We start from the raw sequence: 22919 nt of genomic DNA, 5'->3' as shown, positions 1-22919 counted from the left end.
CATCAGGCATTTCAACAACCGCAAGCATGCGGCGGGTTCTTTTCATTGGCTTTTTCAGCTAGAACAAAACAAAGCAACAGGCATTCGGACAAGCTCACCTATGGCGTGGGTTTTTCCCATATTCAAGGACAAGCTATGAGACTGCTGGACCGCATCGGCGAGGACCTGCCATTCCTGACGGAGCTTCGCCACGATCTCCACGCCCATCCGGAACTGGGCTTTGAAGAGGAGAGGACGAGCGCCATCGTCGCCGACCTGCTCGAAAGGGCGGGATTGAAGGTCCATCGCGGTCTTGGCGGCACCGGCGTGGTCGGCACTCTACAGGTGGGCAACGGCACCCGCAGCATCGGTCTTCGCGCCGACATGGATGCACTCGCCATGCCGGAAGTTCCAGATCGGCCGTATAAATCGAAATTCCCCGGCAAGATGCATGCCTGCGGCCATGACGGCCACACCGCCATGCTGCTGGGTGCCGCGCGTTATCTCGCCAGAACCCGCGATTTTTCCGGCACCGTGCATTTCATCTTCCAGCCGGCCGAGGAAGGCCGCGGCGGCGCGAAAAAAATGGTGGAGGACGGGCTTTTCGAGTTGTTCCCCTGCGATGCGGTCTATGGACTGCACAATATGCCGGGGCTGGGCATTGACGAGATGGCCGTGGTGGAAGGCCCGCAGCTCGCCTCGTCCGATAGCTGGCGCGTCACCTTCAGGGGCATCGGCACCCACGGCGCCAAGCCGCATCTCGGCCGCGATCCGGTAACGGCGGCGGGCACCTTCCTCTCTTCGCTGCAAAGCATCGTCGGCCGCGTCGTCGATCCGCTGCAACCTGCCGTGGTCAGCGCCTGCTCGGTGCAGGCGGGTGACCCGAAGGCGCTCAACGTCATTCCCGATCTGGTCGAAATCGGCGGCACGGCGCGCGCCTATGCGCCGGATGTGCGCAGCCAGCTTGAAACGGAAATCGGCAGGCTCGCCAAGGGTACGGCCGCGATGTTCGGCATCGAGGCAAACTATGAATTCATTCGCCGCATTCCACCCGTCATCAACGAGGCCGATGCGACGAAACGGGCGCTCCGAGCCGCCAAGACCGTCTTCGGCAACAAGGCCCGCACCGCCTTCCCGCCCTCGACCGCAGGCGACGACTTCGCCTTTTTCGCGGGCGAAGCCCCCGGCTGCTACGTCTGGCTCGGCAACGGCCCGGCGGTGGATGGCGCGTTGCACCACAACACCTCCTATGACTTCAACGACGCGGCAATCGTTCCCGGGGTCGCTTTCTGGGCAACACTGGTGGAGCAGGAACTGGCGGCAGAATAAGGCGGCAAACCGCATTGCGCATTCCCAAAACTGAAAAGCCGGGCAACACCAATGGTGCTGCCCGGCTTTCTCTCTCAGATGTCCCGGCGGTTCAGCCAATACAGCGCGATCAGAACGATGCAGGCCATGATCGATGAATAGGCGACCACGGGCCATGCCGTATCACCCGGCAGGATGACGACCGCCAGGGTGCCCACTATTCCCACATACAGACTTTGAATGCAGAAGTAGAAGGCGACGGCCGTGCCCGCCATATGCCCGAACTCCTCCAGCGCGCCATTGGCGGTGACCGAGACCGTAAAAACGATACCGACCGCCATGACCCACATCGGCACGATGAATGTCAGGAGTGACGGGACCGCCCCGATTTCACCTGCCGCAAACAGAAAGGCCCCCACCAGCAACAGGGCCATGCCCCTGACGAGGCTGCCCTGCACACCCCATCTGGCGACGAAGAACTTCGCAAAACGGGTGGTAACGATCATGGCGATCGCCACCGTTGCAAAAGCCAGGCTGAACTCCACCTCGGAGAGACCTGCCCTGCCGATCATGACGCGCGGAGCGGTGGAGAAGAATACGAAAAACGTCCCCATGGCAGCGCTGAACCCAAGCGTATAGGTCCAGAAACGGCCACTGCCCAACATGCGCAAGGGCGATGGGCGCGACATCCCTGCCGTCACCGGCCGGGTTTCGCTCCAGTTCATCAACGCGGCAACCGTGGCGATGAGAGCGGCCGTCCCCAGAGTGACGAAGATGGCACGCCAGCCGTATCCTTCGGCGATGACCGCCCCGACAATCGGGCCGAGGGCCGGGACGAATGCGAGAATGGAGCTGAACGTTCCGTATATCGTCGTTGCTTCCGGGCGGTCCGCATAGACGTCGCGAACGGTGGCGAAAGTGGCGACCAATGCCGCCGCCGCACCCGCCGCCTGAAGGAACCGGAACACGATGAAGGCACTCGCAGTCGTCACGGCTGCAAGGCAGAACGAGGCCACGACGAATAGCACGGCGCCGCCGAGCAAAACCGGTCGGCGGCCAATGCGGTCCGAGATGGGGCCGAACACGATTTGCCCAAGGCCGAGCATCACCATGTAAACGGTGAGCGTCAGCTGGATGACGACCGGCGTAGTGCCGAGAGCTTCCGGCATCACGGGAACGACCGGCAGGTAAATATCCATGGCCAGCGAGGCGAGAATATCAAAGGGAGCCATGAGCAGCATTGCTGCAAACAGCGATCTCCCCCAAACGGGAGTTTGAATAGACATGAGAATTGATCCGCTCAAATGAGGACATTTGGCGGCGTCTGCCCGATGGAACAGGGATTGCTCGACAGAACGCCGCAACAACGAAATATCGTCGTTGCGGCTTACTTATCTGCTGACTTCGAGGCACCCATGTTCAACATTCCTATAAAGCGACGGGTAAACGAGGGTTGGATTTAGCAATATACCGGCTTTTTGGCAACGCTTGGCCCCGGCCTACCCCACCACCGCAATCACCGGGCTCTCCATCACCCGTCCCGTCAACACATCGGCAATGCCCATATCCGTCTGGTGCGGGCCAATATTGCAGGCAAGCGTGGCGCCGAAGCAGGCCTTGAAGACCAGATAGGGCGGCTGCCATTCGACGACATCGCCGACAGCGGCGCGCAATGCCTCGAAGGCCTTTGCGACGTCCTCAAGCGGCGCATCGGAAACGAGGCCGGAGAGCGGCAGCGGTAGAAGTGCCGTCACCTTGCCCTCAGAGGCGACAGCCATACCGCCGCCTGCCGTTATCACCGCATTGGCGGCCAGCGCCATGTCCTCGGCATTGCCGCCGAAGACGGTGAGGTTGTGGCTGTCATGCGAGACGGTGGTGGCGAAGGCGCCGTTCCAGCTTCCCCAGCCGGTAAGGAAGCCGGTTTTCGTGACAGGCTCGGCCTTGCCGTGGCGATGGGTGACGGAAATCATCGTCGCACCCTCAGGCGGTACGACGAAACCGTCCTTCACTTCGGCCTCCACCTCACCCCATTGCGTGAAACGCGGGCGGTCGATGGTGGCGAGGCGGACCTTCGAGCCTTCGGAGGCAACCCGGAAATCATCGGCCTTGCGCTGCGGCAGCTTCATCGAGCCTTCGAGCGTTGTCGCATCGCAGGCCGGAACCTCGACGCGCATACGCCCGCCTTCCGCGACTGCTTTGCCACCGGCGAGCACATGGCATGCCGAAAAGCCGCTCAAATCCTCGAAGACGACAATATCGGCACGGCGACCGGCGGCGATGAGGCCGAGATCGGACCGGCCGAGCCGTTGCGCGGCATTGAGAGTGGCGGCGCGTAGCGCCCATTCAGGCCTCAGCCCATAACCGACAAGGCGGCGCACCACATCATCCAGCCCGCCACCCCGCAACAGATCATCCGGGAAAACATCGTCGGTGCAGAGCGTCACCGTCTGCGGTAGATGGCCGAGCGCATTCAGCGCTTCCACGAATTCCGGCAGCAGATGATCGTGCGAGCCGCGCAGCTCGATGGTCAGCCCCGCCCGAAGCTTTGCCATCAGGTCTTCAGCCGAGACCAGCTCGTGATCGGAAGAAACGCCCGCCGCCATGAAGGCGTTGAGATCGGCATCCTTCAGGCCGCGCGCATGGCCACAGAGCAGCTTTTCCGAGATGAGACCGGCCTGCACGATGCCGCTCATGCGCGGATCGCGCTCGATGACGCCGCGCATGTTCATGATTTCCGCAACGCCGCCGACCTGCGGCCACGACAGGATATCGGCGAGAATTCCGGCATCGAAATCCGCACCGCTGCATTCCAGCCCCGGTGCTGACGGTACTGAGGACGGCGCAAGCAGAATGGCGCGCAGCGGCAGGTTTTCTATTGCTTTCGCCGCCCAGCGCACCCCTTCGACACCATGCACATTGCCGAATTCATGCGGGTCCCAGACGATGGTGGTGACGCCACGGGCGACCACTGCCGCCGCATAGGCGGCCGGTGTAACCATCGAGCTTTCGATATGCATATGTGTGTCGATCAGGCCCGGCGATACATAGGCACTGGTCGCATCGATAATCTGTGCAGCATCGCTACGGCTTGCCGGTTCGTGAACGCTGGCGATCAGCGGGCCGACAATGCCGATATCGGCGGCGCGAAGTTCTCCCGTCACCACATCCACCAGCGTTCCGCCAGCAATGAGGACATCAAAAGGCGCATCGCCGCGCGCGGCGGCAACCGCGCGGGTGCGCAGCGCATCGTCGTTGAGATCGGTTGGCTCGCGCATCGGGAGTTGCGCACTCATAGGGCAGCCTCCCGGCGCAGCGCCTCGAGAACCGCCAACTTTGCGGCTTCGGCATTCACCGTCTCGGCGAAATGCGCGTTGAAACCCGTCACCTTCTCGGCCCGTGCCTCAACCACCGTTCGTCCGCGCGTCAGCGAGGCGTGAAGTTCGACATCGATCCGCGCATGGCGCCATCCAAGAAGCTCGGAGGTGAAAGCGACAGCGGCAACGGGATCATAAAGCGCCATGGCGGGTCTGCCGCGTCTTGTGGCGATGCCGATGAAACCTTCCAGCAGGTCGGCAATCAGACCGGCGTTTTTACCGCCGGCATAGCGGATCGGCAGCACATCGGCCGGCGAGGCGGTGACCTTGCGGCAGGCGTCCAGATCGACCATGCGCAGCGGCAGGCCATGGGAAAGCACGATGGCCAGCGCTTCCGGATCGGCAAAGGCGTTGAATTCGGCAGATGCCGTGTGGTTGCCGCTCGTTACGCCGCCACCCATCCAGGTGAGGTCGGAAATTCTGGCCGCAAGATCGGGCCGGGCAAGGCAAAGGGCGGCGATATTGGTGAGCGGGCCGAGCGCGAGGATGCGCTTCTCGCCTGCCCCCTCAAGCCAGCCGCACAGGACGGCAAAAGCATCGCTTTTCGGCAGAGCCGCCGCATCCGGCAGGCTTTGACCGACAGTCGGAATGCCGTTATCGCCGAGGATAGACTGGGCGGTTTCGAGTGCGCCCAGCACCGGCATGGCGCGGCCCTGATGGATCGGCATCGACCAGCCGAAGGCGGCAACGGCGCCGGCGGCATTGCGGCAGACCGCCTGAAGCGTCGCATTGCCGAAGACCAGCGAAATGCCGTCAATGGCAAGGCCCGACGATTGCACCACCATGATGGCGGCAATATCGTCAAAGCCCATATCGGTATCGATCCATACACCCATGGTCAGTTGAACACCTTGAGGCTCGCCGCCTTTTCGACCGGCAGATCGAAAGCGAGCGTATCGCCGATTGCGTGGGAGGTCAGGGCGGCATCGGTTTCCGCCTTGATGGGACCAAGCGGCGTATCCAGCAGATATTCGCGGCTGTTGCCGGCAAAGGAGGTGCCGCGCACGGTTCCCTGGAAAGGACCTGAACCGAGGGTGACCATGCGCGGCCGCCAGGCCAGTCCGGATGCTGAAAGGACTGGTCCGGGAAGCGGTGTCGTGCCGTTTGCGGTTTTGAGCGCGCCGCCTTCCAGCGCGAAGATGTTTTCGAAACCGACGAAATCCGCCACGAAGGACGAAACCGGTGCGTTATAAATCTCTTCCGGCGTACCGATCTGTTCGATCTTACCGCCCTTCATGACGACGATGCGATCAGCCAGCGCCAGGGCCTCGATCTGGTCATGGGTGACGAAGATCATCGTCACGCCGGTCTCCTTCTGCACGCGCTGCAGTTCCGTGCGCATTTCAAGGCGCAGGCGGGCATCGAGATTGGAAAGCGGCTCATCGAGCAGGAGCACCTTCGGTTCCATGACCATGGAGCGCGCCAGCGCCACGCGCTGCTGCTGGCCGCCTGATAGTTCAGCCGGCTTGCGCGAGGCGAAATTGGACAAGCCCACCGATTTCAGGCCGGAGGCGACCTTGTCCTCCAGCGTCTTGCCGCTCATGCCCTTGAGCTTCAGGCCGAAGGCTACGTTTTCATAGACCGTCAGATGCGGGAAAAGCGCATAGGACTGGAACACCAGACCCACGGCGCGCTTGTTGGCGGCAACGCGGGTGATATCGGCCCCATCGAGATCGATACGTCCGCCCGCCACCGGCATCAGCCCGGCAATGGCGCGCATCGTCGTGGTCTTGCCGCAGCCGGAAGGCCCCAGAAGCGCGAGCAGCTCGCCCTTGCGGATATCGAGATCGAGATCCTTGACGGCAATGCTGTTGCCATAAGCGAGCGAGACTTTTTGGAGCGAAAGGTAATTTGCGTCAGACATAACGGGAGAACCCCAGAAAACGTTCGGCCATGAAGACGATGCCGATGGAAAGGAAGGCGAGCAGCGAGGAGAGTGCGGCCACGGAAGGATCGAAGACGATTTCCATGTAACCCAGCATGTCGATGGGCAGCGTGCGCACGCCGGGGCCCGACAGGAACAGAGATACCGGCACCTGGTTGAAGCTCGTCACGAAACCGAGAATGAAGGCGGAGAGAATGCCGCCACGAATATTCGGCAGCACCACGCGGAAAAACGCACCGAGCCGCGACGAGCCGAGCAGCACCGCCGCCTCCTCAATATCCGAGCGCAGATTGTTGAGGCTGGCCGATACCACCCGCACCGCATAGGGCAGGATAAGCGCGGTGTGGGCGAGGAACAAAGCAAGCGTGATGCCGATGCCGAAGGGCACGACGAAATAACGAAGCAGCGCGAGACCGACGATGATGCCGGGCACGATGATCGGCGCGGAAACGATGGTGCGCACCGTCTCGGCAAAAGGCAGCTTGTAGCGCGACATGGCGTAGGAGGCGGGAATGCCGAGGATGAGCGCTGCAAAGGTGCCGCCAATGGCGAGGAACATCGACATCGCAAAGCTTTCCCGGAAGCTCTCAACCGTAAAGACCTTGGCGATCCATTTCAGCGAAAAGCCCTGCGGCGGGAAGGCAAGCGTATCGCCGGCCGAAAACGAGGCGGCAACAATGATAAGGAACGGCCCGATGAGGAAACCGACGACAAGAAGGAGCGTGAGCGGAATGAAGAGCTGCCGGGTCATTTCTTGTTCCTTGCGGTGGCGATGCGCTTCAGCAGGATATTGGCGGCAAAGCTCATGACGATCAGGATGAAGGCGATGACGCTGGCGGCGACGAAATTGTTGGAAACCGTCACCTGCTGGTAAAGCAGGGTTTCCAGCATCAGCACCTTGGAGCCGCCGAGAATGGCGGGCGTGATATAGGCCGTCAGCGAACCGGTGAAGACCAGCGTGCCGCCGACAACCAGCCCTTCCTTGGTGAGCGGCAGGATGACCTTCCAGAACACCTGCAGCCAGTTTGCGCCGAGAACGCGCGCGGCGGCGATGGTGTCCTTCGGCATATTCTCCAGCGCGCTGATGAGGGAGATGATCATCAGCGGCAGAAACAATTGCAGAAGGCCGATGAAAACGGCCGTTTCGGAAAACAGGATGCGGATCGGCGCGTCACTCAAGCCGACCGCCTGCAGCGCCTGGTTGACGATGCCGGTTCTGCCCAGAATGACGATCCAGGCATAGGTGCGGGCAACCGGCGAAATCATCAGCGGCAGCACGACCAGATTGACCACATGGCCTTTTGCCCCCGGCGAAAGGTTGACGATGGCGAAAGCCGCCGCATACCCCACCACCGCCGAGACGACGGTGACGAGCGCGCCAAGCTTCAGGGTGCGCAGGAAAACCGTCTGGTTCAGCGGATCGGAAAAGAAATCGGCGTAAGCGGACAATGTCCAGCCATCGGCGCTGTGGAAGCCCTCCGACAGAAGCATGAAGACTGGCACAAGAAAGACCGCCGCCGCAAAAATAGCGGCGGGCAAGGCAAGCGCCAGCGCTTCGGCCCGGTTCTGAAACATGGGTTTATTCCCTGAACGGCCACGCGGCCGGTTACGGTTGAAGCCGGCGTGCCGGCTTGCGGTCTGAAAAGGTTGGAAAAGCGGTCAGGGGACGACCAAACCGCTTTTCCTGAAACGGGGCGAGCCCTTGCGGACGCTGAAAATCACCCCGTTCCTGACTGAAACTGTCCCGGCTTATTGCCCGACCTTGGAGTTCCACTCCGACAGCCACTTGTCGCGGTTATCCAGCGTCACGTCGGAAGGGATGAGCTGCAGGCTTTTTGCGGTTTCGTCGCCATAGGTGATGTTGTTCGCAACCTCGTCGGAAACCTTGACTTCCCTGTTGGTCGGGCTGTCCACCAGCTTTTCGGCCAGCGCCTTCTGAACGTCGGTCGAGAGCCAGAAATCCATGAACTGCAATGCCAGATCTTCGTTCTTCGTGCCCTTCGGCACCACGAGCACATTCATGCCGCCGGTCTGGCCTTCCTTGGGCGTTGCCCAGGCGAGCGGCAGATCAAGCTTGGTGAAAGGCGCCCAGGAGAAGCGGCCGATCGGGGCGGCCCAGATTTCTTCCTGCTGCATCAACTGCACCAGCTGCGAGGACTTGACGTAGAAAGTGACGATATCGTCCTTCTTTTCGCCCACGGCCTCGATCGCGCCGGAAAGATCAGGCGTATCCTTGCCGATAGCCTTGCCGAGCATGTAAAGCGCCGGCGGGCCCTGATTGGTGGTGACGTTCGGGAAGGCGACATGGTCGACGATACCGTCCTTGAGGAGATCGGCCCAGCTATCGACCTTCATCTTGTCGGTGCGGTAAACGATTGAGGTGGCGTAGAAATTGACGCCGACGCTCATGCCGTCGCCATTCGGGTCCTTGGCGATATCATAGAGCTTGTCGATATTCGGGACCTTGGAAGCGTCGATCTTCTGGATCAGGTCCTTGCGGGTGGCGGAAAGCGCATCCGCCATGGAAACGATGGCGAGATCGACCACCGGATTGGCCTTGTTGGCCTCCATCTTGGCCAGACGTTCGACACTGTTGCCGGTCTCGACAACCAGCTTGCAGCCGCATTGCTTTTCGAACGGCGTATAGACCAGTTCCTTGAATTCGTCCTGCGCGAAGGCATAGACCGAGATCGTCAGCGTCTTGTCCTGCGCCTGCGCGGCACCCATCGTCAGCATCAGGGCGGCGCCCGATGCAAGAATGATTTTTTTCATGGTGTGAGTTCTCCTGCTGTCGTGTTTTTGGCTTCAATCGCATCATGCTTTTTTCTGCCGGTGGAGCCGCGCATGATCAGCGCCATCGGTATGTTCGATATTTCAGCCTTCACCTCGGCGGCGATGCCGTTTTCGAAGCCGGCTTCGCCATCGATTGCGCGCAGCAGCGCCTCGACCGCCAGATCGGCGATGCGGCCCATATCCATGCGCATCGTCGTCAGCGGCGGCGTCACGACGGCCGAAAAGATCAGATCGTCGAAGCCCGTCACGCTGGCCTCTTCCGGCACCTCGATACCCTCGCGCTGCAATTCGGTAAGCGCGCGCAGCGCATGCAGGTCCGATACGCAGGCAAAGGCGGTAAAACCATCCGCAACCCGGTCAGCGAGGCCAAGACGGCAACCCGCGCCATCAGCCTTTTCAATGGCATCTATCCATAGCGTCTGCGTGGTGCAGGCCTTGCCGAGCCCATCGCGAATGCCGCCAAGGCGGTCGTTCTGCACGTTGGAATCGCGGTTCTTGCCCACCAGCACCACCCTGTCGTGGCCAAGCCCCGCCAGATATTCGCCGACCTGCCTGCCGCCATCCCAATGGTCGGCGGCAACTGTGTTTCCAGGTGTCGATGGACTGTCGATCACCGCCACCGGACAGTCGACATCGGCGATGCGCGTGCCCCGGCGGGGAACGACCACCATGCCATCCACCCCGCGCTCGATCAGCCGGTTGATGGCATCCGTCTGCATGGCGATCTCACCGCGCGAGTCGGCGATCAGCACGCCATAACCCGCATTGACGGCCGCCTTTTCGATGGCCTGTGCGATCTGCGGGAAAAGAGGATTGGCGATATCGGGAAGAACCAGCCCCAGAACGCCGCTCTTGCCGGTGCGAAGCGCCCTGCCCGCCGAACTCGGCACATAACCAAGCTCGCTTGCGGTCTTGCGGATGCGCTCCACCAGCTCCGGCGAAACCCGACCCTTGCCAGACAGCGCATTGGACACGGTTGCAACCGACACGCCGAGTGCCGCTGCTATCGCGCTCAGATTGGTGGCAGGCCGTGAAGACGCCATGATGGTCCGAAGGGGCTGATTAAACGTTTAATCACGATAGTCGAGCAAAACCGCCCTGTCGAGTCCGGACCGGGGCAAAACCGGGCGAAAACCGAGGCATAAAGTCTAAATGCCCGAAAAAAGTGCTATTATTTTTTAGAGCTGTGGATTGCTGGCGGCACGATAGGCCTCCACCTGCCGCACCAGCCAGTCGCGAAACAGCACGACCGGAACATGGTTGGCGCGCGAAAGCGGCGCCACGGCATAATAGGAGCTGGGGCTTTTGGCCTGATGATCGAAAGCTTTCACCAGCTGCCGCGATTTCAGCTCATTATCGATCAGGAAAAGCGGCATCAGCGCCACGCCAAGCCCGGCGATGCAGGCCTGCGCCACGCTGGAAAACTGCTCGAAACGCATGCCCTGCGGCAGGGCAAGCGACAGGCCGAGGCTTTCGAACCAGTGGCTCCATGCGCCCGGCCGCGAAGCCATGTGCAGAAGCGGAAGCGCTGCAATATGTTCGCCCTTTTCGATGGGATGCGCCTTCAGGAACTCGGGACTGCACACCGGGGCGACCATTTCATGCATCAGAAAGGTGCTTTCCGCCCCCGGCCAGTCTGCCTGACCGATATGGATCGCCATATCCAGCTGCTCGCGCTCAAAATCGAATTGCCCGATACGGGTGGCGAAATTGATGGTGATTTCGGGATGGTTCGCCACGAAATCCGGGATACGCGGCAGAAGCCAGCGGGTGCCGAATGTCGGCAGCATGGCAAGGTTCAGCGTATTGCCATGCGTTTTGGTCATGATCTGGAGGGAGGCGGAGCGTATCTCGCCAAGGGCTGCGGCAATCGATTTCGCATAGGCGCTGCCCTCGGTCGTCAGCGCCACCCCGCGTGCGCCGCGCTCGAACAGGCGCACGCCAAGCTGTTCTTCCAGTGACATAACCTGCCGGCTGATCGCCCCCTGCGTTAATGCAAGCTCGTCCGCGGCGGCGGAAAAACTGCCGAGCCGGGCAACGGAATCGAAGGCGGCGAGCGCACTGGTGGAGGGCAGAAGTTTGCGGCTGAGAGACGTCATGAGCCATTACTATATGTAATGCAAAAATGAGTAAACATGGCTTGTGCCAACTGGCTCGAATACCAATAATCCGGCCAGCAAATCCGGAGGCATCACGTGAGCGAACACGCAGCATTCAATTGGCAGGACCCTTTTCTGCTCGAAGACCAACTGACCGACGACGAGCGGATGATCCGCGACGCCGCCGCCGCCTTTGGCAAATCGGAACTTCTGCCGCGTGTCTCCGAAGCCTATCTTTCCGAGACTACCGAGCCGGAACTGTTCCGCCTGATGGGCCGCACCGGCCTTCTCGGCGTCACCCTGCCGGAAGAATATGGCGCAGCCAATGCAAGTTACGTGGCCTATGGTCTCGTCGCCCGCGAAGTGGAACGGATCGACAGCGGTTACCGCTCGATGATGAGCGTGCAGTCCTCGCTCGTCATCCACCCGATCTTCGCCTATGGCTCGGACGAGCAGAAGAAGAAATATCTGCCCGGCCTCGTCTCCGGTGAACTGATCGGCTGTTTCGGCCTGACCGAGCCGGATGCCGGTTCCGACCCCGGCGGCATGAAGACCCGCGCTGAAAAGATCGCGGGCGGATATCGCCTGCGCGGCTCGAAGATGTGGATTTCCAACGCGCCAATCGCCGATGTCTTCGTCGTCTGGGCGAAATCGGAAGCCCATGACAACCAGATCCGCGGTTTCGTGCTGGAAAAGGGCATGAAGGGACTTTCGGCCCCCAAGATCGGCGGCAAGCTGTCGCTGCGCGCCTCGATTACGGGCGAGATCGTTCTGGACGGCGTGGAAGTGGGCGAAGACGCGCTGCTGCCCAATGTCTCCGGCCTGAAAGGCCCGTTCGGCTGCCTCAACCGCGCCCGTTACGGCATTTCCTGGGGGGTCATGGGTGCGGCGGAAGATTGCTGGTTCCGCGCCCTGCAATATGGTCTCGACCGCAAGCAGTTTGGCAAGCCGCTGGCCGGCATGCAGCTTTACCAGAAGAAGCTCGCCGACATGCAGACCGAGATCGCTCTCGGCCTCCAGGCATCGCTGCGCGTCGGCCGTCTGATGGACGAGCATAAAATGGCGCCGGAAATGATCTCGATCATCAAGCGCAACAATTGCGGCAAGGCGCTGGATATCGCCCGCCAGGCCCGCGACATGCATGGCGGCAACGGTATCCAGATCGAATACCACGTCATGCGCCACGCCCAGAACCTCGAGACGGTCAACACCTATGAGGGCACGCACGACGTCCACGCGCTGATCCTCGGCCGGGCGCAGACGGGCATTCAAGCGTTTTTCTGAGGCTTGTGGACTGGAGGCGGGATCAGCACCGGCATAGTACACCCGCGAAGATTCCCCCACCGTCATTCCGGCCTTGAGCCGGAATCCAGCCGACGTGCGTCTGCACGGCGGGAAGACTCCTTTCAGCCCAAGGACTTGGGCTGGCTGGATTCCGGCTCAAGGCCGGAATGACGGAGGGAGAGTGCATGACGCCCCGGCAAATGTGAGCCTGCCCTCTGAGCCAAGCTCAAATCGTATCATCGGGAGTAATCCCCCTGAAACAGAAAGGCCTTCGAAGATCACTTCGAAGGCCTTTTTGCTTTTCAACTCAGGTGGCGGCTCAGAACGTGCCGCGCACGCCGATGCCGAACATGCGCGGTTCGGTCATGCTGGCCTCAATGCCGCCAATGCCGCGGTTTTCCTTCATGAGCGTCGGTGCGCGCTCGTCGAAGACGTTCTTGACGTAGGCGTAGAACTCAAGCTCCTCCTGGAACTTGTAGCTCGCCCGCACATCCGCGATCGTATAGGGGTCGATCGCATAAACGGCCTTGTTATCCGTGTCGGAATAATAACCGTCGAGATGACGGACCTGGCCCGAGACGGTGAACTTGTCCGTCACATCCCAGCTTGCGCCGATGGTGAAGCTGTAACCCGGCGATTTGGCGAATTCCTTGCCGACGTAGGCGGCGTTGCTGGAAATCTCGTCGATTTTCGTCTTCAGCAGACCTGCGCTGGCCTTCAGTGTCAGATTGTCGAGAACCTGATAATCCACGCCGATTTCCAGACCGTAGGCATGGGCTTCCTCGGCATTGACGGTGTAGGATTCGCTGATGCCCGTGGAGACAACCACCGGCACGTTAAACTGGGCATTGTTCATGTCCATGTAGAACAGGTTGCCGTTTACCGTCAGCGTATCGTCGAGCAGGTTGGCACGCGTGAACAGCTCGTAGTTCCAGATGGTTTCCTTGTCGAAGGTTCGCCATTTGCTGGTCGTCAGGTCGAATGCGACACCGCCGGGATTGTAACCACGGCTGATCAGGCCACCGACTGTCCAGTCGTCATTGATGGCATAGGCGAGCGAGGCCTTGGGCAGGATTTCCGAGAAGGTTTCGTCATAATTCACCGAACTTCTGGAGGTCGCGCTCAATGTGCGATAACCGCTGCGCTGAATCTGGTCCCGCTGGTAGCGCAGGCCGCCCGTCAGGGTCCATTGGTCGGTCAGGCGATAGCTCAACTCGCTGAAAAGACCGAGATTGTCCTTGGTATCGTCAAACTTGGACGTCCCGCGCAGATAAAGAACTTCGTCAGCCTGTGAGTGGGCGTAATAAATACCCGCAACGCCGCTCAGCACATCTTCCTGATCGCCGAAGGTCACGCGCGTTTCGTGGGAGGTGTTCTTGAGATCGACATCCGCATCGCCGTTATTGGCAATGCCAACCCGGCGCTTGGCGATGGAAGAGGAAAACTGCGTCTGGTTGAACAGTTTCACGCCGTTTTCGAAATCATAATTGACGTCCAGAATCCCGGTATTGGTATACTGGCTGAAGCTCGGCATCGTCGTGGTAATGTGGTTGAGATCCTCGAAGGGGCGCGACGCAGCCTCCTGGCTTGGCCGGTTCGAGGCGTTGTAGGAATAGGTCAGCTTGGTCGAAAGGCCGGGAATTTCAGCCGGTTCCCACAGAAGCTTGAAGCGCCCATTGAACTCCTTGAAGTTCTGGTCCGTGCCGTCATGGGCAAAAGCCGAGCTGATGTAATCGATGAAGGTGTCGCGGCCGGAGTAGTCGATGGCCATACGAGCGGCCAGCTCATCTTCGATCAGAGGACCGGAAAGTGCGAAAGAACCCCGCTTCTGGTGATAGTTGCCGATTTCAGCCTGATAGGATGCCTCGGGCGTAAAGGTCGGGTCCTTTGTATTGACGAGGATCGCACCGGCAATGGCATTGGCGCCCTGCGAGGTGGTCTGCGGGCCGCGGAAGACTTCGATGCTGTCGACATCCCAGATAGAGGAGGCGCCATAGATGAATTCATTGTAGCCGAGATAGTGGCCGTCGACATTGATCGTGGCGCGCGGCACCGTGCCGGTGAAGAAGGCGATCGAACCCGTATTCGGTCCCTGCGTATCCTGTCCGCGAATGATGGGGGCGCTGACATTGTCGGTATAGACGATGTTCGGAATATCCTTGATCGCTTCCGATACGGTCGGGTCGCCAGTCTTTTCCTTTTTGATTTTTTCACTGGAAATGACCGAGACGGATGACGCCGTGTTCTTCATGTCGCGCGCGACTTTTTCACCGGTCACCACAATCGGCTTGAGAACGGTCGTTCCCGAGGCCTCAGCCTGCTGATCCTGACCGAAAACCGGCGTCACAAACAAAGCCGTCAGCGTCAACACGCTGACCCCGCTCATCAAACGGCCGCTAGAACGAAACCCCATCACACACCCCTAAATAAACATGAGTATTAAAGTCATATTCAAGTAACGGAAGCGTTATCCGTTTCGCAATAGAGAATGCGTTCTGTATTGCGGACACACAGGGTTCCGCAGCGGCATGTGCCATATTTACAACAAAGTTTATCGAGTTTCCTTTGTCGCCTCCTTCCGCACCGCAAGGGGAAGACGTTGAAACGGCTCAGAAATCGATTCCGATTTCCGCTCCGATGCGCTAGGCATGGTCACGCGACAAGGGGGAACGGGCTTGAACACCATGGATGACGAGCTGGGCAATCTGCCGGAAAACGAGGGAGAGAAGCGCTCTGCACTCATTCAGTCGGTGTCGATTGCTGCGCGTTTTCTCGATCTTCTGGCAAAATCGGACAGGGCGCTTGCACTCGGCGAACTCGCCAAACGCGCCGGCACCGGCCGCTCCACCGCCCATCGTTACCTGCAAAGCCTGGTGCGCGAAGGGCTGGTGGCGCAGGATCCCGCAACCGGCAGCTACGATCTCGGCCCGACCGCACTCGCGATAGGCATCAGTGCGCTCAGGCGAATCAATCCGGTCGAGACCGCCGGTCGCCAGATGAAAACGCTGGCCTCGCAGATCGGCGCAAGTTGCGGCGTGGCGATCTGGACGGATCGCGGCCCGACCGTGGTGCAGTGGCACAGGAGCGCCAGCTTCTCCATCAGCACCGTGGCGCTGGGTGATGTTCTGCCGCTGGATAACAGCGCCTGCGGGCTGGTTTTCCAGGCTTATCTGCCGGCTGACAGGATAGCCGCGGTGCGCAAGTTGCAGCCGGTCGCCTTCCGCGGCTCCCGCCCGGACGCCAAAGTCCTGCACGCCATTCGTGAGACAGGCGGCGCGGAACTCAACGAACATCTGTTTTCCGCCCTGACGGGCAAGGCGGGGCCAGTTTTCGACGCCCAGGGCGAAATCTGTTGCGTCGTCACCACCGTATCATTTCTGGCCACCGCCGAGACCGAAGGGCATTTTCCGCAGCTTCTCGAAGCGGCCAGAAAGGCAACGGCAGAATCCGGCGGGTTATAAACCTATCCGGCCAGATGCTCTGCGAAGGTGCGGCCGGAATAGGCCGTGCGGAAAAGCCCGGCATCACCAAGCCTCGGAAGCAGCCGCTCCAGCACCAGCCGCATCGACGCAACGGAACCGCCTGGCACCGCGACAAAGCCGTCGATAGCACCGGCTTTTGCCCATTCGCGGATATTCTCGAAGGCATCGTCAACCGTGCCGATGATCTGCCAGTGGCCAGACCCCATCACCTCCGGACGCCGCAACAACTCCGCAACGCTCAGCATCTCCCGCTCGATCAGCCGCAGCAGCAGGCTGGCATGGGTGCGGCTTCTGGGTGTCTCGGGCGGCGGCGGCAAATCCGAAGCGGTGACAATCCGCGTGAGCGGCCAGTCGGAGAGATCAAGGCCCGTCAAATTATGAATGGAGGCAAAGATGCGGGCGCGATTGGCCCGTGCATTGGTCTCGGCAAAGAGTTCCTGCGCCTCGTTTTTCGTGTCTGCGAGATAAAGGCTGAGACCCGGCATCAGCTTCACCACATCCGGTGAGCGACCATGCCGCTCCGCTCTTTGTCGCAAATCTGCCCGCAGTTCGATTGCCGCCTGAATATCCGGCGTCGAGGCAAAGACCGCGTCCGCAACGGAAGCCGCAAAATCGCGCCCCTCGGGAGAAGCACCCGCCTGCACCAGCGGAATGCGGCTGGCATGGGCCGGCAGGTTGAGCGGGCCTTTGACGCTGAAGTGCCTGCCCGCATGGGCGACCGGCTGCACCAGCGATGAATCGGCAAAACGTCCGCTCTCTTTGTCGAGCTTCAGCGCCTCGCTCGGAAAGCTTGCCCAGAGCTGCTGCACCACCTGCGTGAACTCGGCGGCCCGCTCATAACGCTCCTGCGGCGACGGCATTTCCGTCAGGCCGAAATTTTCGTGACCGTCCAGCGCCGTGACGATGTTCCAGCCCGCCCGGCCGTTGCTCAGCCAGTTCAGGGACTGGAGCTGGCGGGCAACCACATAGGGCGGCAGAAATGTCGTCGAAATGGTGGATAACAGGCCGACATGGCTGGTCTCCCGTGCGATGGCCGCCAGAAGCATGGTCGGGTCCATGCTCGCAAATCCACCGCCGCTCTCCAGCCCCTCGGTGCGCAGAAAAAGCGTATCGGGCCGGAACACGAAATCCACATGTGCAGCCTCGGCGCGCTTTGCAAGATCGACGAAATAATCGCTGGAGAACACCCCGTCTATGCCGCTGTCGGCACGCCGCCATGCCTCGCCGCTGAGCCAGGTTGGCGCCAGCGACATGCCGATGTGGAGCTTGCGCGCGACTGACATGAAACACCTCGAATGAAAAAATCCTTCCGAAATCCCCGATGTGAATCGGCAAATTTCGATTTGTGGAGAATTTTACTATAGTTTAGTGTTGCTTCAAGACCACCCTGTCGCGCTTGCCGGTATGAAACCCGATTTCCGCAAGTTCGATGTGTGAATTCAAAAACTTAGATAATCCGTGCGTCGTGTCGACGCACGGCCCTATGAATAACAGGAGTTGTAATCCGGTGCTTGATGCCACGGACCTTCATGCGAGTTACGGACACATCCCCGTATTGCAGGGCCTGTCTGCCCGCTTTCAAAACGGCCGCGTCACCGCGCTGGTCGGCCCCAACGGTTGTGGCAAGTCGACGCTGTTGAAGACCATCATGGGGTTCGTGCCTTTGTCATCCGGCAAGATAAGCCTTGATGACCGCCTGATCGGCGAGATCGGACGCCGGGAACTCGCCCGCCGCATCGCCTATCTGCCGCAGGAATGTCATTGCCCTGACTATATGACGCTTGGCGAATTGATCGAGCTTGCGGGTTATGCGCGTTACGGGATTGGCGGCGGCCCATCCGAGCGCGACCGGGCGCTGTTTGCCGAGGCGCTGAAGACCGTCGGGCTGGAAGACAAGGCGAGAGCGCAGGTCAACACGCTCTCCGGCGGCCAGCGCCAGCGCGCCTTCATCGCCATGGTGCTGGCGCAGGACACGGAGGTGATCCTGATGGACGAGCCGGTCAACCACCTCGACATGAAATATCAATATGCCGTTCTCAACCTCGTGCGCGAACTGACGGACATGCACGGCAAGACGGTCATCGTCGTGTTGCACGATCTCAATCTCGCCTCCACTTTCGCCGATGACGTCATCATGCTGAAGGCCGGGCGGGTTCTCGCCTCCGGGCCGGTGGCGAATACGGTCACATCAGCCAATGTTGCCGACGTCTTTGATCTCGAGGCCGACATATTCTCCCGGCAGGGGCGGCTCATCTGCGTGCCCCGCCTCGAGCGGCAGGAACAGGCCATTCCGGCATGACGTCGAAAATAACGCTGATCTTCGCTGCGGCCCTGCTGCTGGTCATTATTCTCGTCATCAACCTCGTGCTGATGGCTGCCGACATGCCACTTGCCGAAATCGTGGCGACACTTCTGCGTGGCGATGCCGAAACCTATGAACAGTCGGTTCTCCTCTATCAACAGATCCCGCGCTTGCTGATTGCGATCTATGTCGGCGCCACCACCGCCGTCAGCCGCTGTGTGCTGCAGGGTCTCGCCCGCAATCCCCTCGCCTCGCCCTCCACCCTGGGCCTGAATGCAGGTGCGACGCTTTTTGTGGTCTCCGGCGCGCTGGTGTTCGATCTCTCTCCGGAGGTGCAGGGGCTTGCGGCGTTGGCAGGCGCCGGTTTCGGCTTTGGCGCCTGCTTTCTCGTCGCCCGGCTGGCAGGGCGGGCAAACGATCCGCGCGGCCTGTCGCTCATCCTTTCCGGTGCGCTTGTCTCCATGCTGCTGATCGGCATCACCAACGCCCTCCTTTTGTCAAACCCCACACGCCGCGCCGAATTCCTGAGCTGGGTTGGCGGCAACATCAACCACGTTTATGCTGGACGCCTCAGCGATTTCTGGTGGATTGGCGCCATTGCGCTGGTAATGCTCTGGTCAGTCGCCCGTCCGCTGACGCTCGTTCTGCTGGGTGCGGAAAAAGCCGCCTCCGCAGGCGTCAACGTCACACGCGTTTCCCGCATCGCACTGTTCGCCACCATGCTGGCCTCCGGGTCAGCCGTGGCGATCTGCGGCCCGATCGGCTTCGTCGGCCTCATCGTTCCGCATATGGTCCGGCCGCTGGTTGGGGTGAATTTCACGCTCGCTTTACCCGCTTCCGCCCTTGTCGGCGCAAGTCTCTGCGTGCTGGCAGATCTTGGCGCGCAGACCCTTTTCAGGCCCTATGTGGTCAATACCGGACTGTTCATGGACCTGCTCGGCGGGCTCGTCTTCATCGTTATCGTCAAGCGCTTTTACCTCTCGCCTTCGGCAAGGGGGCTGTCATGAAGCGGCAATTCGCCACCGACGGCAAAGCGGTCCTGCGGTTGCCGAGCGGTCTGCAGATCGGCATCGGCAACCTGAAGGCCGGCCTTGCGCTGATCCTGCTGGCGCTGGCGCTGGTCGCCATTTCCGTCAGCCTAGGCAATACGCAGACGGGTCTCATCGACCTCCTGCGCGGCCTTGCCGGCGGGCATCTGGGCGAGGATCAGGCCTATGCGCTGTGGACGGTGCGGCTGCCGCGCATCCTGCTTGGTTTCATGGCCGGCTGGAGCGTTGCGCTGGCCGGCGCCATGCTGCAATCGGTCGCCCGCAATCCGCTTGCCGATCCCGGCCTGTTTGGTCTGAGCCAGGGATCGATGACCACCATCATGCTGCTTCTTGTGCTGGTGCCAGCGGCACCCAAGACCATGGTGGCGCTTGCAGCCGTCGGCGGCGGCCTTTCGGTGGCCTTCCTGCTCATCGCACTTGTCGGGCGCGAACGTTCGAGCGGTCTCGCCATCCTGCTGATGGGCATCGCAATCGAATCCGCCCTCTCCTCCGTCTCATCAGTGCTGCTGCTCTACACTCCGACGGAAACCTCGCTTTCGCTTGCCGACTGGATGGCGGGTTCGCTGTTTCAGGCGAGCTGGCCGATCATTTTCGTATTCGCGCCTCTCTTCGCGGCCAGCCTTGCCGGCATTTTTCTCATCGGTCGGGCGCTTGCTGTTTTCGATCTCGGCAACGAGATGGCCATGGCGCTTGGCGAGACCGTCAAACATTCGCGCCCGCTCGTCATCGTTTTCGCCGTTATCCTCAGTTCCGCTTCCGTCACTGCTGTCGGCCCCTTGACCTTTCTCGGCGTCATTGCCCCACATCTCGCCACCTTCGTGTCGCCCGCCGTCGGCCGCGCCCGGCTTTTCCTGTCGGGGCTCACCGGCGGCATTCTGGTCGTGACCGCCGATACGCTCTCGCGTGGGCTGGTGGCCGATACACCGATGCCTATCGGCCTTGCGCTGACGCTGATCGGCGTGCCGCTTTTCATCCTCACGCTGCGCCTGCAGGCGCTGCGCCGAACCAACCGCCACTGAATACATTGAACAAAGGGAATGCCATGCGATTTGCCCTCCTCGTTGCAGCACTTCTGACCGCCGGAAGCAGCCTTGCGGCTGAGCGAACCGTCACCGATGCCGCCGGCCGCACAGTCTCCGTTCCGGAGCAGCCGCAGCGCATCGTCGTCATGCACGAGCCTCTTTTGGGCGTGCCCTTGATGGATCTCGGCGCCAACGTCGTCGGCGCCTATGGCCGCAACAGCGACGGCAAATTCGCCACCGCCGTCGATTTCATCGACACGGTTCTCGGTGAAGGCCGCACGAAACCGAAGGGTTTTGGCGCGGTCGGCCAGATCGATCTCGAAAAGCTGAGGGCGCTGCAACCCGACCTGATCGTCGCAACGGAAATGGATAGCGGCAAGGCCGAGCAACTTTCCACCGTCGCGCCCGTCTATCTGCAAAAGGTAAGCACCGGCCACACCTATGGCTTCAGCGTGGAGGAAGATCTTTCGCGTCTGGTGGGCAGAGGTGACGCGTTCGCGGAGCGCCGCAAGACCTATGACGCGAAACTCGCCACCGTCAAAAAAGCGCTCGGCGAAGACGTAAAAGGCAAGACCTATCTCGCAATTCTGCTGACAGACCAGATCAACGCGGTCGGCGACATGTCCGGCGCGGTGCAGGCGCTGGAGGATCTGGGATATGCCCGGCTGAAGATCGACAACGCCACCTCCTCGGGCGGGCTCGGCTCAACCCTGACGATGCCGCTCAGTGCCGAGGCTTTCGGCAAGCTCAACCCGGATCTGCTGGTCGTGATGAACAGCTATAACAGCCCCGCCCGTGGTGAAGCCGGAACGCGCGCCGCACTTGAAAAGATCATTCCGGGCTGGGAGCGCTTCGTCAAACCGGCACGCGAGGGCAGGATTGTTTTCCTCGATTCCACCCGGGTGACGACGCCGTCGATTCCCAGCGCCCTGCACACGCTGGACGCGGTGGAGAGCTGGGCAGGCCGCCGTTAACCTCCCCTGCCGCACGCCCAATTCCGGCGCAAACCATGCGCCGGATATAAACTTGAGTTTTTGAAGAAACTTATATTGCGAGCGCCGGAACCGCCTGTTATGGTTCGCGCATCTTGACGCAACGACGTCGGATCTCCCGCCGGAAACTCCGGTGCGCGATTATCCGGCATGCCGATCCGGGACAGCGAAACTGCCGACCCCCCATCGGCGATATCCCAGGGAACTTAGCAACATGAGCACTGCACAAAGCATTGAAACCGGCGTTCCGGATCGTACTCCCAAACGCCATCGTTACGCCGTCAAGCTGCGCTGCCTTGACGTGGCCCGCGTGGAAAAACTCAGCCGCTCCATGGTGCGCATCGTATTGACCGGGCCTGAACTGGAGGGCTTTGAGAGCCTTGGTTTTGACGACCACGTCAAGATGTTCTTCCCGCTCCCCGGTAAAACCGAGCCCAACCTTCCGGTGATCGGCCCGAACGGCCTTGAATTTCCCGAAGGTTCACCCCGCCCGCTGGCGCGCGATTACACGCCGCGCAGCTTCGATGCGGAAAAGGGTGAAATCGCCATCGATTTCGCCACGCATCATGAAGGCCCCGCTAGCAACTGGGCAAAATCCGTAAAGGTGGGTGACAAGGCATGGATTGCCGGCCCGCGCGGTTCCTTCACCGTTCCGTTCACCTTCGACTGGCATCTGCTTGTCGCCGACGATACCGGCCTTCCCGCACTGGCGCGGCGACTGGAAGAAATGCCTGAGGGCACCCGCGTCGTGGCCCTGATCGAGGTCGAGACGGAGGCTGACCGCCTGAACATCGCCACGAAAGCTGACGCTTCGATCATCTGGGTAACGCCGAAGGCCGCAGGCGGCGCCGACGCCCTGACGGATGCGCTGCGCGCACTCGACCTGCCGAAGGGCGATTTCTTCAGCTGGGTCGCCTGCGAATCGAAAACCGCTAAAGACCTGCGCACCCTTCTCGTCGGCGAATTCGGTGCAAATCCCAAATGGACCCGCGCTTCCGGCTACTGGCGGCGCGGCGCAAGCGGCGTTCACGATCATTTCGATGAGTGAGCCGGTAGTCGCGGCGGGGGCGAGGCTGGAGGCGAAAATGATGACGACGGAACTCAAGGCTCATCTCGCCAAGGTTCTCGACGATGAGGTGGGGGATATCGGACCGAATGCCAACCTGTTCGGCTGCGGGCTTCATTCGCTTGCCCTCATGCGCCTGATCCCGCCGCTTTCGCAACTCGCCGGCACGCGCCTTGACTATGATGATCTGGCCGGCCAGCCGACGCTTGTCGCCTGGCAGGCGCTGATCGAACGGTCGCGCGCGGAACATTGATCCCAACAAAAGACGGGACTTGCCCCAGCGG

The 22919-nt window shown here is 61.0% G+C and carries 20 protein-coding genes; 9 read left to right on the top strand and 11 right to left on the bottom strand.

Features of this window, described 5'->3' with window-relative positions; genetic code table 11:
- Positions 1-135 precede the first annotated feature (135 nt).
- Positions 136-1308, top strand: coding sequence for a M20 aminoacylase family protein (locus JZY08_RS24310; RefSeq protein ID WP_216331990.1), 1173 nt, complete (start codon positions 136-138; stop codon positions 1306-1308).
- A gap of 74 nt (positions 1309-1382) precedes the next feature.
- Here the strand turns inward: JZY08_RS24310 and cml are convergent, their stop codons facing one another.
- The 9 genes from cml to JZY08_RS24265 form a co-directional block, all read right to left on the bottom strand.
- A complete protein-coding gene (gene cml, locus JZY08_RS24305; RefSeq protein WP_216331988.1) occupies positions 1383-2573 on the bottom strand; it encodes a CmlA/FloR family chloramphenicol efflux MFS transporter in 1191 nt (396 codons plus the stop codon).
- Positions 2574-2786: 213 nt separating this feature from the next.
- Complete coding sequence (locus JZY08_RS24300; RefSeq protein WP_216331987.1) at positions 2787-4580, bottom strand: adenine deaminase; 1794 nt, start codon at positions 4578-4580, stop codon at positions 2787-2789.
- Positions 4577-5497, bottom strand: coding sequence for a nucleoside hydrolase (locus JZY08_RS24295; protein WP_216331985.1), 921 nt, complete (start codon positions 5495-5497; stop codon positions 4577-4579). The genes JZY08_RS24300 and JZY08_RS24295 overlap by 4 nt, the downstream gene beginning before the upstream one ends.
- Before the next feature lie 2 nt (positions 5498-5499).
- Positions 5500-6525 (bottom strand): ABC transporter ATP-binding protein, encoded by a 1026-nt coding sequence (locus JZY08_RS24290; RefSeq protein ID WP_216331983.1) that lies wholly within the window; start codon positions 6523-6525, stop codon positions 5500-5502.
- A complete protein-coding gene (locus tag JZY08_RS24285) occupies positions 6518-7297 on the bottom strand; it encodes an ABC transporter permease (RefSeq protein WP_003499009.1) in 780 nt (259 codons plus the stop codon). Before JZY08_RS24285 ends, JZY08_RS24290 begins: the two co-directional genes overlap by 8 nt.
- On the bottom strand, positions 7294-8121 hold the full coding sequence (locus tag JZY08_RS24280) for an ABC transporter permease (protein WP_216331981.1): 828 nt from the start codon (positions 8119-8121) through the stop codon (positions 7294-7296). Before JZY08_RS24280 ends, JZY08_RS24285 begins: the two co-directional genes overlap by 4 nt.
- A 174-nt stretch (positions 8122-8295) precedes the next feature.
- Positions 8296-9318, bottom strand: coding sequence for an ABC transporter substrate-binding protein (locus JZY08_RS24275; RefSeq protein ID WP_216331980.1), 1023 nt, complete (start codon positions 9316-9318; stop codon positions 8296-8298).
- Entirely contained in the window at positions 9315-10382 is a 1068-nt protein-coding gene (locus JZY08_RS24270) for a LacI family DNA-binding transcriptional regulator (protein WP_035227019.1), read from the bottom strand. Before JZY08_RS24270 ends, JZY08_RS24275 begins: the two co-directional genes overlap by 4 nt.
- Before the next feature lie 135 nt (positions 10383-10517).
- Complete coding sequence (locus JZY08_RS24265) at positions 10518-11438, bottom strand: LysR family transcriptional regulator (RefSeq protein WP_003499002.1); 921 nt, start codon at positions 11436-11438, stop codon at positions 10518-10520.
- Between the two features lie 96 nt (positions 11439-11534).
- On the opposite strand from JZY08_RS24265, the gene JZY08_RS24260 reads away from it, so the two are divergent.
- Positions 11535-12722, top strand: a complete 1188-nt coding sequence (locus tag JZY08_RS24260) for an acyl-CoA dehydrogenase (protein ID WP_216331979.1) — start codon at positions 11535-11537, stop codon at positions 12720-12722.
- A 319-nt stretch (positions 12723-13041) separates the two neighbouring features.
- Here the strand turns inward: JZY08_RS24260 and JZY08_RS24255 are convergent, their stop codons facing one another.
- Complete coding sequence (locus JZY08_RS24255; RefSeq protein WP_216331978.1) at positions 13042-15135, bottom strand: TonB-dependent receptor; 2094 nt, start codon at positions 15133-15135, stop codon at positions 13042-13044.
- Between the two features lie 271 nt (positions 15136-15406).
- On the opposite strand from JZY08_RS24255, the gene JZY08_RS24250 reads away from it, so the two are divergent.
- The gene (locus JZY08_RS24250; protein WP_216333512.1) at positions 15407-16183 is read left to right on the top strand and encodes an IclR family transcriptional regulator; all 777 of its coding nucleotides are present in this window, start codon (positions 15407-15409) and stop codon (positions 16181-16183) included.
- 2 nt (positions 16184-16185) lie between these two features.
- On the opposite strand, the gene JZY08_RS24245 is transcribed toward JZY08_RS24250, so the two are convergent.
- Complete coding sequence (locus JZY08_RS24245) at positions 16186-17487, bottom strand: NtaA/DmoA family FMN-dependent monooxygenase (protein ID WP_216331977.1); 1302 nt, start codon at positions 17485-17487, stop codon at positions 16186-16188.
- A gap of 200 nt (positions 17488-17687) precedes the next feature.
- Here JZY08_RS24245 and JZY08_RS24240 point away from each other — a divergent pair, with 200 nt between their 5' ends.
- The 6 genes from JZY08_RS24240 (at position 17688) to JZY08_RS24215 (ending at position 22888) form a co-directional block, all read left to right on the top strand.
- Complete coding sequence (locus JZY08_RS24240; protein ID WP_216331976.1) at positions 17688-18503, top strand: ABC transporter ATP-binding protein; 816 nt, start codon at positions 17688-17690, stop codon at positions 18501-18503.
- Entirely contained in the window at positions 18500-19513 is a 1014-nt protein-coding gene (locus tag JZY08_RS24235; protein ID WP_216331975.1) for an iron ABC transporter permease, read from the top strand. The genes JZY08_RS24240 and JZY08_RS24235 overlap by 4 nt, the downstream gene beginning before the upstream one ends.
- Positions 19510-20574, top strand: coding sequence for an iron ABC transporter permease (locus JZY08_RS24230; protein ID WP_216331974.1), 1065 nt, complete (start codon positions 19510-19512; stop codon positions 20572-20574). The genes JZY08_RS24235 and JZY08_RS24230 overlap by 4 nt, the downstream gene beginning before the upstream one ends.
- Before the next feature lie 23 nt (positions 20575-20597).
- Positions 20598-21551 (top strand): ABC transporter substrate-binding protein, encoded by a 954-nt coding sequence (locus JZY08_RS24225; protein ID WP_216331972.1) that lies wholly within the window; start codon positions 20598-20600, stop codon positions 21549-21551.
- Positions 21552-21783: 232 nt separating this feature from the next.
- Entirely contained in the window at positions 21784-22617 is an 834-nt protein-coding gene (locus JZY08_RS24220; RefSeq protein ID WP_216331970.1) for a siderophore-interacting protein, read from the top strand.
- Positions 22610-22888 (top strand): phosphopantetheine-binding protein, encoded by a 279-nt coding sequence (locus JZY08_RS24215; protein WP_216331969.1) that lies wholly within the window; start codon positions 22610-22612, stop codon positions 22886-22888. Before JZY08_RS24220 ends, JZY08_RS24215 begins: the two co-directional genes overlap by 8 nt.
- Positions 22889-22919: the final 31 nt, after the last annotated feature.

The sequence above is a fragment of the Rhizobium sp. X9 genome, from assembly GCF_018873185.1.
GTDB lineage: Bacteria > Pseudomonadota > Alphaproteobacteria > Rhizobiales > Rhizobiaceae > Agrobacterium > Agrobacterium oryzihabitans.
Note: the sequence above shows the minus strand (reverse complement) of the source record. Positions and strands in the feature narration are given on the sequence as shown.